This is a genomic window from Pseudomonas sp. S2_C03 (assembly GCF_054668405.1).
This window is the reverse complement of sequence record NZ_CP162766.1, coordinates 762,833-776,456: the sequence shown is the minus strand read 5'-3', so window position 1 is coordinate 776,456 and position 13,624 is coordinate 762,833. Positions and strand designations below refer to the sequence as shown.

At 60.7% G+C, this 13,624-nt stretch carries 10 protein-coding genes and 4 tRNA genes; 5 read left to right on the top strand and 9 right to left on the bottom strand.

The genetic code is table 11. The annotated features are described in order from the left end of the window. Positions 1–52 precede the first annotated feature (52 nt). Positions 53–1,861: a di-heme-cytochrome C peroxidase gene (locus AB4N64_RS03635; RefSeq protein ID WP_460122053.1), complete on the top strand. Its 1,809-nt coding sequence runs from the start codon at positions 53–55 to the stop codon at positions 1,859–1,861. Positions 1,862–1,890: 29 nt separating this feature from the next. Beyond that, on the top strand, positions 1,891–3,027 hold the full coding sequence (locus AB4N64_RS03630) for a catalase family protein (RefSeq protein ID WP_460126587.1): 1,137 nt from the start codon (positions 1,891–1,893) through the stop codon (positions 3,025–3,027). A 47-nt stretch (positions 3,028–3,074) separates the two neighbouring features. Here AB4N64_RS03630 and AB4N64_RS03625 read toward each other — a convergent pair whose 3' ends face one another. The 7 genes from AB4N64_RS03625 to AB4N64_RS03595 all read right to left on the bottom strand — a co-directional run bounded on the left by AB4N64_RS03625 (position 3,075) and on the right by AB4N64_RS03595 (position 7,430). Next, positions 3,075–4,685, bottom strand: coding sequence for a gamma-glutamyltransferase family protein (locus tag AB4N64_RS03625; RefSeq protein ID WP_460122051.1), 1,611 nt, complete (start codon positions 4,683–4,685; stop codon positions 3,075–3,077). A gap of 17 nt (positions 4,686–4,702) precedes the next feature. Next, positions 4,703–5,794, bottom strand: a complete 1,092-nt coding sequence (locus tag AB4N64_RS03620; protein WP_460122049.1) for a polyamine ABC transporter substrate-binding protein — start codon at positions 5,792–5,794, stop codon at positions 4,703–4,705. A gap of 143 nt (positions 5,795–5,937) precedes the next feature. Further along, positions 5,938–6,606: a GntR family transcriptional regulator gene (locus AB4N64_RS03615; protein ID WP_460122047.1), complete on the bottom strand. Its 669-nt coding sequence runs from the start codon at positions 6,604–6,606 to the stop codon at positions 5,938–5,940. A 294-nt stretch (positions 6,607–6,900) separates the two neighbouring features. Next, positions 6,901–6,977 (bottom strand) — tRNA-Asp (locus tag AB4N64_RS03610). Between the two features lie 19 nt (positions 6,978–6,996). Then, positions 6,997–7,072, bottom strand: a tRNA-Val gene (locus AB4N64_RS03605). A gap of 186 nt (positions 7,073–7,258) precedes the next feature. After that, positions 7,259–7,335, bottom strand: a tRNA-Asp gene (locus AB4N64_RS03600). A 19-nt stretch (positions 7,336–7,354) separates the two neighbouring features. Next, a tRNA-Val gene (locus AB4N64_RS03595) sits at positions 7,355–7,430 on the bottom strand. A 160-nt stretch (positions 7,431–7,590) separates the two neighbouring features. On the opposite strand from AB4N64_RS03595, the gene rdgC reads away from it, so the two are divergent. The 3 genes from rdgC (at position 7,591) to sugE (ending at position 10,024) form a co-directional block, all read left to right on the top strand. Further along, positions 7,591–8,511 (top strand): recombination-associated protein RdgC, encoded by a 921-nt coding sequence (rdgC, locus tag AB4N64_RS03590; RefSeq protein WP_460122045.1) that lies wholly within the window; start codon positions 7,591–7,593, stop codon positions 8,509–8,511. Positions 8,512–8,625: 114 nt separating this feature from the next. Continuing rightward, entirely contained in the window at positions 8,626–9,591 is a 966-nt protein-coding gene (locus AB4N64_RS03585; RefSeq protein ID WP_460122043.1) for a bile acid:sodium symporter family protein, read from the top strand. Between the two features lie 118 nt (positions 9,592–9,709). Then, positions 9,710–10,024 (top strand): quaternary ammonium compound efflux SMR transporter SugE, encoded by a 315-nt coding sequence (gene sugE / locus AB4N64_RS03580; RefSeq protein WP_460122041.1) that lies wholly within the window; start codon positions 9,710–9,712, stop codon positions 10,022–10,024. Positions 10,025–10,214: 190 nt separating this feature from the next. Here the strand turns inward: sugE and AB4N64_RS03575 are convergent, their stop codons facing one another. Together AB4N64_RS03575 and AB4N64_RS03570 are read right to left on the bottom strand one after the other, a co-directional pair. Next, positions 10,215–10,976 (bottom strand): TenA family transcriptional regulator, encoded by a 762-nt coding sequence (locus tag AB4N64_RS03575; protein WP_460122039.1) that lies wholly within the window; start codon positions 10,974–10,976, stop codon positions 10,215–10,217. A 78-nt stretch (positions 10,977–11,054) separates the two neighbouring features. Beyond that, on the bottom strand, positions 11,055–13,514 hold the full coding sequence (locus AB4N64_RS03570) for an EAL domain-containing protein (protein ID WP_460122037.1): 2,460 nt from the start codon (positions 13,512–13,514) through the stop codon (positions 11,055–11,057). Between the last annotated feature and the right edge of the window lie 110 nt (positions 13,515–13,624).

Genomic DNA, 13,624 nt, shown 5'->3' with positions numbered 1-13,624 from the left:
CAAAATTATAGGTCAGGCATAAGGAAGCGATAAATCGACAAGGATAGTTAACTTGCGCCTCTTTTACCGATTGCTGATTCTGATCGTGGCGCTGCTGGGCGTGGTCCTGGCGGTGGTCCTGTATTACGTCGCCAACCCGAAACTGCCGCAATGGTCACCTGCACAGCAGGTGCATTATCTGGAGCAGTGGAGCGCGAGCGACCGCCAGACTTACTATTTCACCCCCCAGGGCACGCAAGTCAAAGGCCTGCGTTATGAGTGGTTCACCGCACTCGAATTGCCCTTCTCGGAGCGACGATTCGCCGCGCCGGAGTACCTGGCACGTTTCGGTTTCCTCATCGACCCCGGCCAGAAAGCCACGCCCGACAACCCCGGCAACCTGCCCGTGGGCTTCGCCCGGCATAAAAACCCCGGCAACAAAGATGAATTTCTGGATATTACCTGTTCCGCTTGCCACACCGGCGAGCTGCGCTTCAAAGGCCAGGCGATCCGTATTGACGGCGGCACGGCGCAACATGTATTGCCCTCCAGCGTTCCTACATTACGTGGTGGCAGTTTCGGACAAGCACTGGTCGCCAGTCTGACATCTACTTACTACAACCCTTGGAAGTTCGAGCGTTTCGCCCGCAATGTCCTGGGCCAGGATTACGACAGCCAACAGCAGCAACTGCGCAAGGACTTCAAAAAGTCCCTCGACACCTTCCTGAAAGTGGCCTGGAACGATACCCACCGTGGGCTTTACCCTACCGAGGAAGGCCCTGGTCGCACCGACGCATTCGGCCGCATTGCCAACGCCAGTTTTGGCGACGCGATCTCCCCCGCCAACTACCGGGTGGCCAACGCACCGGTGGACTACCCGCAACTGTGGGACATGTGGACCTTCGACTGGGTGCAGTGGAACGGCTCGGCACAGCAACCCATGGCGCGCAACATCGGCGAAGCGCTGGGGGTGGGAGCCACGCTGAATTTCTTCGACGAAAACCGCCAGCCGCTCATGGGCGACGAGCGCTACCCCTCCAGCGTGAGGGTGCGTGATCTGCATTTGATTGAACAAACCCTGCAACGCCTCAAACCGCCAGCCTGGCCGGAGGAGCTGCTGGGCGCAGTCGATAAACCGCTGGCAGCCAAGGGCCGCGTGCTGTTCACAGAGAACTGCGCTGGTTGTCACGTGCCGAAAGTGACGCAGGAAGGCGAGCGCTGGGTCCAGCATCTGCACATGCTGCCGGTCGATGTCATCGGCACCGACCCCACCGCTGCCAACAACATCGCCAACCACCGTTTCGACCTGACCGCCCTGCAATGGGACCCGGCGGAACTTGCCAGGCTGGACGTGAAGCTGGACCCCGAGCCCAAGGAACCGCTGGACTTGAGCCAACTCTCGGTGGCCAAGGGCCTGGCCTACGTCACGGCCTTCGTCGAAAACCGCGCTTACCGCGACGCCGGGATCACGGCTGCCGAGAAACCACAGTTCGACGGTTTCGGCCTGCCCATCGGCGTGCGCGAAAAAGTCGCGTACAAAGCCCGCCCGCTGGCGGGTGTCTGGGCCACGCCGCCGTTCCTGCACAACGGCTCGGTGCCGAGCATCTATCAATTGCTCTCACCACAGGATGAACGCGCCACCACCTTCTACCGGGGCACCTTCGAGTACGACCCACGGCACCTGGGCTACCGCACGGAAGCCTTCGACAACGGCTTCGTGTTCGATACGCGCATGACTGGCAACCGCAACAGCGGCCATGAATTCCGCGCCGGCCAACGGGGCAATGGCGTGATTGGCCGGTTGCTGCAACCCGAGGAACGCTGGGCGCTGCTGGAATACCTGAAGGTGCTGGGCGGCCCGCTGGAGACACAACTGCCATGATCATGACCACGTTCAAAAAGGAATTGCCGCTGTTGGCCAGGCTCTGGTTGCGGCTGGGGCGCTTGCTCGGCAAGATTTTGCTGTGGACGCTGGTGATCGGCCTGCTTGGCTGGGCGGTTTCCAGCGCCTGGTTTGCCTGGCAACACCGAGGCCCGGTGCCTTCGCGAGAGCAAATCCCCGAAGGCGAAGCGGCCATGACCCGGGACGTGATCCAGACCGCCGTGCGCATCGTCGATCAACACCGCGAAAGCACCCGCTACCTGCGCGATGCCCACGCCAAGGCCCATGGCTGCGTGAAGGCCGAAGTACAGGTGTTGCCGGAACTGGCGCAGGACCTGCGTCGCGGCGTGTTCAGCGAGCCGGGCAAACGTTGGCAAGCCACCCTGCGCCTGTCCAACGGCAACGCCTATCCGCAGTTCGACAGCATCCGTGACGCCCGAGGCATGGCGATCAAACTGCTGGATGTGCCGGGCAAACAACTGCTCGCCAACCGCCAGGACCAGGGCGAACAGGACTTCGTGATGTTCAGCCACCCGAACTTTTTTGTCAGCGATGTCGCCGAATACCGTCAGAACGTGGCGGCACAGGCCGACGGCAAAAAGGTCATGGCGTTCTTCCCTGGCTGGGACCCGCGCACCTGGCAGGTCCGCCACCTGTTCATCGCCCTGGCGACGCTCTCGCCGCCACCGGACAGCCCGACGCAGACCACCTATTTTTCCGTGTCGCCGTACAAGTTCGGCGAGGGCAATGCAAAGTTCAGGGTCGCGCCGGATCCGGACAACTGCCCGGCCTACACCTTGCCCCAGCAGAATCACGACCTGCCGAACTTCCTGCGTAGCGCCCTCACGCAGCAACTCTCCACCGACCGGGTGCCGGCGTGTTTCGTCTTGCAGATCCAGCGCCAGGACGCGAACAAATACATGCCGATCGAGGACACCAGTGTCGAGTGGCGTGAGGCCGATGCGCCGTTCCAGACCGTGGCCCGTATCACCCTGCCCGCCCAGGATTTCGACACCCCGGCGCAGAACCTGAAATGCGACAACCTGTCGTTCAACCCGTGGTTCGGCCTTGAGGCGCACCGCCCGATTGGCGGAATCAATCGCCTGCGCAAGGCGGTGTATGAATCAGTGAGTGATTACCGCCACAGCCAGAACGCCAGGCAATAAAGGGCACCCTGTGGGAGCGGGCATGCTCGCTCCCACAGGGGCTGAGATCACCACACCGCAATGTGCGAATCCGCCCGCGGTTCTGTCCCCCCGCACAGCACACCCGTCACCGGATCGCGCAGGATGATCTGCCCGCGCCCATAGTCGGTCAGGTCGCTGGCGATCTGCACGTGATGCCCGCGCCGGGCCAATGCGTTGGCCAGGTCGCGGGAAGCGCCCTGTTCGATGCCGACCTTCATCTCGCCCAGCCACTGCCAGCGCGGCGCATCCAGTGCGGCCTGCGGGTTGAGGCCGAAGTCCACCAGGTTCATGACCATCTGCACATGCCCCTGAGGCTGCATATAGCCACCCATCACGCCGAACGGGCCGAGGGCCTGGCCGTCCTTGCTCAGGAAACCGGGGATGATGGTGTGAAAGGTTTTCTTGCCTGGAGCGAGGCAATTGGCGTGTACCGGATCGAGGCTGAATTCCTGCCCGCGATTCTGCAAGGCGATACCGCTGTCGGGCAGCACCACACCGGAACCAAAGCCGTGGTAGTTGCTCTGGATGAACGAAACCATGTTGCCCTCGCCATCGGCGCATGCCAGGTACACCGTGCCGCTGGCATGGGGGTCGCCAGGCGCGGGCGGTTGCGCCTGCTCGCCGATCTGCCCACGGCGTCGGGCGCTGTAGTCATCGCTGAGCAGATCAGCCACGGCCACGCGCATGTGCTGCGGGTCAGTGATGTAGTGCAGGCCGTCGCTGTAGGCCAACTTCATGGCTTCCAACTGACGGTGCCAGGTCTGTTGGCTGTCGCGGTGGTCGAAATCGAAGCCTTCGAGGATTTTCAGCGTCATCAGCGCCACCAGGCCTTGCCCGCTCGGCGGGATTTCCCAGACATCGACGCCACGGTAGTTGATGTGGATGGGGTCGACCCATTGTGCGCGGTAGTCGGCCAGGTCCGTCGCGCGCAGGTAACCACCGGTGGCTCTGGAGTGGGCATCCAGGCGCTGGGCCAGCGCGCCGCGGTAAAAGCTTTCACATTGCGTGGCCGCCAGTTCCTCCAGAGTGCGGGCCTGGGCCGGGTTGCGGAACAGTTCGCCTGCCCGGGGGGCGCGACCGTCGATCAGGAACGTCTCGAACCAGGGCTCGAGCAGCGCGTCGCGGTGGGGGCTGAACTCATCCAGGGCGACCTGCCATTGCTGGGCGACCACCGGCGACAGCGGGAAGCCGTCACGCGCCAGGCTGACGGCCGGTTGCAGCAGATCGGCGAACGGCAGCTTGCCAAAACGCCGGGACAATTCAGCCCAGGCGGAAGGGCAACCAGGCACGGTGACCGGCGTCCAGCCATACAACGGCATCTGCGCATGACCTGCCGCCTTCACCGCCTCGATGCTCAGTGCCGCCGGGGCATGACCATTAGCGTTCAAGCCATGCAACTGGCCCTGAGTCCAGACCAGTGCAAAGGCGTCACCGCCCAGGCCACAGCCGGTAGGTTCAACAACGGTGAGGGCGGCCGCCGTGGCAATCGCCGCATCGATGGCGTTGCCCCCCTGACGCATGATTTCAATCCCCGCCTCCGCCGCCAACGGTTGCGAGGCGGCGACCATGCCGCGACGGGCGAACACGCTCTGGCGCTGGGACGGATAGGGATATTCGTGGGCAGAAAAATTCAACATGGCAAACACTCGTCAATTCATTGACCGGACTTGATCCGGTTCCACTCGCGGGTGATCAGGCGCTGTATCGGGTCTGGCAGGTCGGCGGAGACGAAGGTGTGGGCGATCACGTCGTCGCCGGGATAGATGCCCGGGTTGCCGCTGACCTTGGGGTCCATCAGCGCGGTGGCGTCCTTGTTCGGGTTGGCGTAACCCACGTAGTCGCTGACCGGGGCGATCACTTCGGGGCGTAGCAGGTAGTCAATCAGCTTGTGGGCACCCACCGTGTTGCCGGCATCCTTGGGAATGGCCAGCATGTCGAACCACAGGTTGACCCCTTCCTTGGGCAGCAGGTAGCGGATGTCGACGGTTTTCCCGGCTTCCTTCGCCCGGGTCTGGGCCTGCATCACGTCGCCGGAATAACCGATGGCCACGCAGATATCACCGTTGGCGAGGTCCGCGGTGTATTTCGACGAGTTGAAGTAGGTCACCGACGGCCTGAGTTTCATCAGGAGCGCCGAGGCCTTTTTGTAGTCATCGGGTTGGGTGCTGTTGGGGTCCAGGCCCAGGTACAACAAGGCCTGGGGAATGATCTTCACCGGTGCATCGAGGAAAGCCACGCCGCAACTCTTGAGCTTGGCCAGGTTGGCCGGATCAAAGACCATCGACCAGGAATCAAGCACCACGTCCTTGCCCAGGGCGGCGCGGACTTTTTCCTCGTTGTAGCCGATGCCCACGGTGCCCCACATATACGGCACGGCGTATTTATTGCCCGGGTCAGCAGCTTCCAGGCGCTGCATCAGGCGCGGGTCGAGGTGCTTCCAGTTGCCCAGCAGGTTGCGCTGCAAGGGTTGGTAGGCGCCGGCGCGGATCTGCTTGGACAGGAACTGGCTGGAAGGCACCACCAGGTCATAGCCCGAATGCCCGGACAACATCTTGGCCTCGAGCATTTCATTGGTGTCGAAGATGTCGTACTGGACCTTGATGCCGCTGTCCTGCTGGAAATTCTTCAAGGTGTCGGGCGCAATGTAGTCGGACCAGTTGTAGAACTTCAGTTCCTGTTCGGCCGCCTGTACCTGGGGCAAAACAGCGGCCATGCAAAACGCTGCAGCAAGACTCGATAAACGCATCTTCAACTCCTTGGGAAAGATCACAGCACGCGGCTGGGAACGGCTTGGGTTCGGGGATGGCTGGGGTGGCTGAAAATCTGGGGGCAGTACTCAAAGTCACAACAAGTCGCAACAAATCACCGCACGGGTCGGGCTTTGGCCCGTTATTTTCCTGTTTGCAAAAACTTGATCAGTTCGGGAACCGTGTCCTCGATATGCTCGCGCACCACCGCCTCCGCCCGTTCGGCATCGCCGGCGCGAATTGCATCGAGGATCACCGCATGTTCCTCGTGCGCGCTCAGGGGTTTGTCGACGTGTTGCAGCCACAGGCGCATGGGTGCCTCGATCAGCGAATACAGGGCCGATATCTGCTTGAGCAACCGTGGCCGGCCACTGAGGCTGCACAGGTACTCATGGAACTTGCGATGGTGGCTGACCCATTCGGCGCTCTCGTCTCGGTAGTCATCCATTTCATCGAGCAGACGCTCCAGGGCCGCCAACTGGCGCTCGCCGATGTTGGGCACGGCCAGGCGCATCGCCAGGCCTTCGAGGGCGCTGCGCATCTCGAACACCTCTTGCAACTGGTCGATGTCCAGGCCGCTGACAATCGCCCCGCGGTTGGGTCGCAGCGTCACCAGGCCCTGCGCATCGAGGCGTCGAAAGGCCTCGCGCACCGGCATGCGGCTCATGCCGATTTCGCTGGCGATATCCTCGGCAATCAGCCGGTCGCCCTTGCGATAACGGCCACAGCAGATCGCTTCGAGGAGAAAGTTGTAAGCCTCCTCCTCGGCGGTCAGGGGTGGGCGGTCAGCGTAAGCGGGAGCGAATTGCATGGCGGCACCTTTTGACTTTTTGTATCCAATTATCCACGGATGCAAAAAGCACAATGCGTGCCACAGGCTGCGTGAGTGATCCAAGCTATTGATTCAACAGATTTGAATGGATAAGTGACGCCGAAGACGATCGATCGGCCAAGGGATGATTGCTACTTCATGGATCAACGATGGGCCCATAAAGGTGCAAAACGGTAGCGAGGTAACCGTTGGGAAAGGCAAAAACGCAAAAAGCGGCCCAAGGGCCGCTTTTTGCGTGACATCCAGGTGTTCAGTGGGCCTGGATGCGAAATATGGCGCAGCGGACGGGACTCGAACCCGCGACCCCCGGCGTGACAGGCCGGTATTCTAACCGACTGAACTACCGCTGCGCGTAGCGTTGAAAGCAAGTGGTGGGTGATGACGGGATCGAACCGCCGACATTCTGCTTGTAAGGCAGACGCTCTCCCGGCTGAGCTAATCACCCTTTATCTTCGTTGCGGGGCGCATTGTGCCACAGATTTTCATAAAGTGTTGATTTAATTGAAAAATATTTCAATCAATCGGAAAACCGGTGAAACGGTGCAACCTGCACAAACATCAGACAGAAAAAAGCCCGCGTGAGCGGGCTTTCCGTGGTGACCTGGCGTTCAGTGTTCCAGGTAACCGAATATGGCGCAGCGGACGGGACTCGAACCCGCGACCCCCGGCGTGACAGGCCGGTATTCTAACCGACTGAACTACCGCTGCGCGTAACACTGGAAGCGAATGGTGGGTGATGACGGGATCGAACCGCCGACATTCTGCTTGTAAGGCAGACGCTCTCCCAGCTGAGCTAATCACCCTTCACTTTCGGTGTGGCGCGCATTCTACGGAGCAGCCCTACCTCTGGCAAGCACTTTCTTAAATAATTTTTTCAGGCCTTCCAAAGGCTTAGAGAAGGGTTGGCCTATGGCGCCACGAAGAGAATAATGCCCCACTTTGTATAAAGGAGAGACTCGCCCCATGTGGTTCAAAAACCTGCTTATCTATCGCCTGACCCAAGATCTGCCTGTTGATGCCGAGGCGTTGGAAACTGCACTGGCCACCAAACTGGCGCGGCCCTGTGCAAGCCAGGAGTTGACCACCTACGGTTTCACCGCCCCTTTCGGCAAAGGTGAAGATGCTCCGCTGGTGCATGTCAGCGGTGATTTCCTGCTGATTTCGGCGCGCAAGGAAGAACGTATTCTCCCAGGCAGCGTCGTGCGTGACGCGGTGAAGGAAAAAGTCGAAGAGATCGAAGCCGCCCAAATGCGCAAGGTCTACAAAAAGGAACGCGACCAGATCAAGGATGAAATCATCCAGGCGTTCCTGCCTCGTGCCTTTATCCGTCGTTCTTCGACCTTCGCCGCCATCGCGCCGAAACAGGGTCTGATCCTGGTCAACTCGGCCAGCCCTAAACGCGCCGAAGACCTGCTGTCGACCTTGCGCGAAGTGATCGGCACCCTGCCGGTCCGTCCGCTGACCGTGAAAATGGCCCCGACGGCGGTCATGACCGAATGGGTCACCAGCCAGGAAGCTGCTGCGGACTTCTTCGTGCTCGACGAGTGTGAACTGCGCGACACCCACGAAGACGGCGGCATCGTGCGCTGCAAACGCCAGGACCTGACCAGCGAGGAAATCCAGCTGCACCTGAGCACGGGCAAAGTGGTCACCCAGCTCTCGCTGGCCTGGCAGGACAAGCTGTCTTTCGTCCTCGACGACAAGATGGTGGTCAAGCGCCTCAAGTTCGAAGACCTGCTGCAAGACCAGGCGGAACAGGACGGTGGCGATGAAGCCCTCGGCCAACTGGACGCCAGCTTCACCCTCATGATGCTGACTTTCGGCGACTTCCTGCCGGCGCTGGTCGAGGCGTTGGGCGGTGAAGAGATGCCGCAGGGGATCTAAACCCTTGTGATTCCCCCCTTGTGGGAGCGGCGGTGCGACGATTCGCGAGCAAGTCGAATCGTCGCACCGCCGCTCCCACATTGGAACTAAGTCATTAATAAAAAGGATCAGGCCATGCGTGCACTGGCTGCATTGAGTCGCTTTGTCGGCAACACCTTCGCTTACTGGGTTCTGATTTTCGCCGTGGTGGCGTTCCTGCTACCAGCGTGGTTCATCGGCCTGAAAGGCGCCATTGTTCCCCTGTTGGGATTGGTGATGTTCGGCATGGGCCTGACCCTCAAGCTCGAAGACTTCGCCGAGGTCGCCCGCCATCCGTGGCGCGTGGCCCTGGGCGTGGTCGCTCATTTCGTGATCATGCCCGGTGTGGCGTGGTTGCTCTGCCAGGCGTTCCACCTGCCACCCGAGATCGCCGTCGGTGTGATTTTGGTTGGCTGCTGTCCTAGCGGCACTTCGTCCAACGTGATGACCTGGCTGGCCCGTGGGGATCTGGCACTGTCGGTGGCCATCGCCGCCGTCACCACCCTGCTCGCTCCGCTGTTGACCCCCGCACTCATCTGGTTGCTGGCCTCGGCCTGGTTGCCGGTCTCGTTCATGGAGCTGTTCTGGTCGATCCTGCAAGTGGTGCTCCTGCCGATCGTGCTCGGCGTCGTCGCCCAGCGTGTGCTCGGTGACCGGGTGCGTCATGCGGTAGATGTGCTGCCGCTGGTGTCGGTGGTGAGCATCGTGATCATCGTCGCGGCCGTCGTTGCAGCCAGCCAGGCGAAGATCGCCGAGTCCGGCCTGCTGATCATGGCCGTGGTGATGCTGCACAACAGCTTTGGTTACCTGCTGGGTTACTTCACCGGACGCCTGTTCAAATTGCCGCTGGCCCAACGCAAGTCCCTGGCCCTGGAAGTCGGCATGCAGAACTCCGGCCTGGGCGCGGCGCTGGCGAGTGCGCACTTCTCGCCACTGGCGGCCGTGCCCAGCGCGCTGTTCAGCGTCTGGCACAATATTTCCGGGGCGCTGCTCTCGACATATTTCCGCCGGATGAGCGAGAAACAGGACCGGCACGAGGCGGCGAATCGCGTTGTGCACTGATGCACCAACTTGATCCACGCCCTCATAATGGGCACTATATTGCGCAACGCGAGGACGACCTCGCGACTCGATCGAGTCATTACCCTGGGGACGACCCCGTCTTCGATGGAGGTCTGTCATGTCCTGGATCATTCTGTTTTTCGCCGGCCTGTTTGAAGTGGGTTGGGCTGTCGGACTGAAATACACCGACGGCTTCAGCCGCCCTCTTCCCACGGCCCTAACCGTCGCCGCCATGGCGATCAGCCTTGGCCTGCTGGGCCTGGCCATGAAGGAGTTGCCGCTGGGCACCGCCTATGCAATCTGGACCGGCGTGGGTGCGGTCGGTACGGTCATCGCGGGGATCATTCTGTTTGGCGAGTCGATGGCACTGTTCCGGCTCGCCAGCGTGGCGCTGATCATCGCCGGGTTGATCGGGTTGAAGATCAGTACCTGAAACCAGTCGACCATGAAAAAGCCCGCCCCTCTATCCATAGAGGGGCGGGCTTTTTTGTGTCTCGACCTGTAGGAGCGAGCATGCTCGCGATGGTAGATCAGGCACCGCTGGGTATCAGATAGCCAACGTTATCGTTGACGACCATCGCGAGCTTGCTCGCTCCTACAGTTACACGTGAGTGACACCTGTATCAGCTTTCGGCCAGCGCCATGCGTTCACGGGCTACCGTGGTTTTTTCCGCGTGCTCCAGCTGCATGCACCGTTCCAGGAACAGGAACATGTAGTCGTAGCTCTTGCACACCGCCTGACGCAACTCCGATTGCAGGGATTTGCTCGGGTTCATCCCGGCCAGCGTGCAGATGATTTCCAGTGCCTCCCACGGGTGGGCATCGTCGTACTGGGCATGCATCTTCAGCCACTTCATGGCCCGCTTGCGATCTTCCTCGGGAAACGCTGCCGCGTAGACACCGGTGGAACACACCAAAGCCGACCATTCGCCGGTCGCGCCTTCGATGGCGTAGTTGGTGGCGGCAATGGCAACGATCAGCGAGTCCGAAGAGCTGGTGTGCCAGCACCAATGGCTCAGGGCGTGAAGCTCGGGGGCCACCTGCTGCTCTTGCAGATCTTCCAGGCTGACACCGTGCGCACGGCTCCAGTGCACCCAGTAGTCGGCGTGGTTGAGTTCCACACGAATGTTGCGCATCAACCAGCGGCGCGCCATGTCCTCGCCGGGATGGCGGGCAAAGCGCGTCTTGGTCAGGTTCTGTGCCATGTAGAGCGCGAACTGTTCGACGACCGGCCAGCCACCAATCAGGTAGTGACGCATGGTCCTGGCGCTGAGCTTGTTATCGCGCATGCGCTTGTACAATTCGTGTTCGACAACCCGGCGCTTACTCTCGCTGCAATCCTGGATCAGTTTCTGAGCCCAGGCGGGGTAACTTGCAGCTTCCATGAGGGGTCCGGTTCGGTTGAATGAGTCGATCACTGTCGGGTTCCTTTTGATTGTGATTGTTGACGATCAGCAAGAATTTCAACGGAACGTGCCGGGCGCCTTGAACAGCAAGGGTTGGGGCCTGGCAGGACGACTTTGCAGACTATCGCAGGTAAACAGATGCGGGCGCTCAATCACATACCCTTGAGCGTAATCGACCCCAATTTCAAGCAATGCCTGTTCGATCTGGGGCGTTTCAACAAACTCGGCAATCGTACGCTTACCCATGACATGACCGATGTGATTGATCACTTCGACCATGGCGCGGTTAATCGGGTCGTCCAGCATATCCTTTACGAAACTCCCGTCGATCTTCAGGAAGTCTACAGGCAAATGTTTCAGGTACGCGAATGAGGACATTCCGGCACAAAAGTCATCAAGGGAAAAATGGCAGCCTAAGCCTTTGAGCTCATTGATAAATCTGATTGCACTACCAAGATTGGAGATTGCGCTGGTTTCAGTGATTTCAAAACAAATCATTTCAGGCGGAATGGAGTACGCCACGAACTGCTCGCGCAGGAAGTCCAGAAACGCCTCGTCCCCGATGGTACTGCCTGACAGATTGATCGCACACGTGGCCAACGGCCCCTTGTGTGGCTCGGCCATGCACTGGGCAATGATCTTGAACACGTTCTGCACAACCCAGCGATCGAGCGACGTCATCAGGCCATAACGTTCGGCGGCGGGAATGAAGCTGTCGGGCAGGATCATGCGCCCGGCTTCGTCGTGAAGGCGCAACAGGATTTCAATGTGCCCACTGCCCTGCTCGGTCTGGCCCAGCGCCGCGATCTCCTGGGCATACAGGCAGAATCGGTCTTCCTCCAGCGCCATGTGCAAGCGCTGTACCCAGGCCATCTCGCCAAACCGCATGGACAGCTCCGAGTCATCGGCGTGATACACCTGAACCCGGTTGCGGCCTTTTTCCTTGGCCATGTAGCAAGCCATATCGGCTGCGCGCAAGGAGGTTTCCAGCGTGGTCGGGTGATGGTTGACGTGCACCAGGCCGACGCTGACCGTGGTCACGAATGGTCGGCCCTTCCAGACGAAATGCAGGTTCTGAACGGTCTGGCGCAAGCCTTCGGCGATTTTCTCCGCCGCTTCCGGTGCGCAGTTCTCCAACAGGATGCCGAACTCGTCACCGCCGAGCCTGGCCAGCGTATCGCCCTCGCGCAGACCCGACTGCAACAGCGCGCAGATATGCCGCAGCAACTCGTCCCCCGCGGCATGACCACAGGTATCGTTGACCAGCTTGAACTGGTCGAGGTCGAGGAACATCAGGGCATGGCGTGCCGGCTGCCGGTTCAGGCTGTGCAGCACCTGCTCCAGGCGATACTCGAATTCGCGCCGGTTGGCCAGGCCGGTCAAGGCGTCATGGGTCGCCTGCCAGGACAGATTGGCGATGTATTGCCGCTCCTGGGTCATGTCGTGCAAGACCAGTACGGTGCCGCTGACCTTGCCGGCATTGCGGATCGGCGCGCCCACCAGCGTGACCGATACCGTGCTGCCATCCAGGCGCTGGATCAGCTTGGAATGCTCACTGCCGCTGGTGAGCTGGCCGTTCTGGATGCGCTCGATCAGCGTGAAGCCTTCGGCCTGAGCGTTCTCGTCCAGCACATTGAACAGGGCGGCGAGCGGCAGACCCGTCGCTTGCTCGGCCTTCCAGTGGGTCAACGCTTCGGCGGCCGGGTTCATATAGGTAATGGCGCCCGCCACGTCGGTTGTGATTACGCCGTCGCCAATCGATTGCAGCGTGATCTGCGCCCGGTCTTTCTCCAGTTGCAAGGCGTCGGCAAACTCGTGGCGTTGCTTGAGCAGTTTATGGGTGCGCATCAGGGCCAGGGCGATCAGGCCCAGGGCGGTGGCCAAATTGGTCACCAGCAACAGCCGAAGTATGACCCGCGAGCCTTCTCCCAGCGCATCGCTGAAGGCTTTCGCCGGAGGGGTCACTTCGTCATTGATCGCAAAGATCTGCGCCTTCCAGCGCTGGATATCAGCCTCCGACGCGCGCCCCGTGGTGATGTGCTGGTGCATCTCCCGGGCGACATCATCGAGCTTGGCCAGGTACGCATCCCCCACCGTCCACAGGTCGATGGCTTTTTCCAGGTAGCTGAAGTGGCGGAAATTGAGGTACAGCCAGATCAGGCTGGAAACATCGTCGGGGTGGTTACCTCCCTTGAGGATCGCCACCCGCGCCGCCGCAATGTCCGGTGGCTGACTATCCAGGGCTACGCGCAGCTCATGCCCGCCCTGAGGCACCAGGATCGCGTCCTGATACTTTCTGAAAGTCGTCTCGTCCCGGCTGTCGGCGTAGAGGTTCAGGTAGTAGATGGCGTCCTTCTGGCCCTTCGACCAAAGGCTTTCGCCGGCGACATAGCCGCGCACAGCCGACAACACATAAAGACTGACGCCGCCCAGCAGCGCCTGGAACAACACCACGGCAATAAAGGGCCAAACGATGCCCAACAACCGTGGCGTTCCGAGAGTCCGCGTTTGATTCATGAGGTCCCTTGTTTTTAGCACCGCTTGCTCGTCTTCCGGACGAAATCGCTACCGCAAGACTAGGGCGCGTTCTCGATTACGGCAAGCGGCTGATCGGCCGTATATATGTA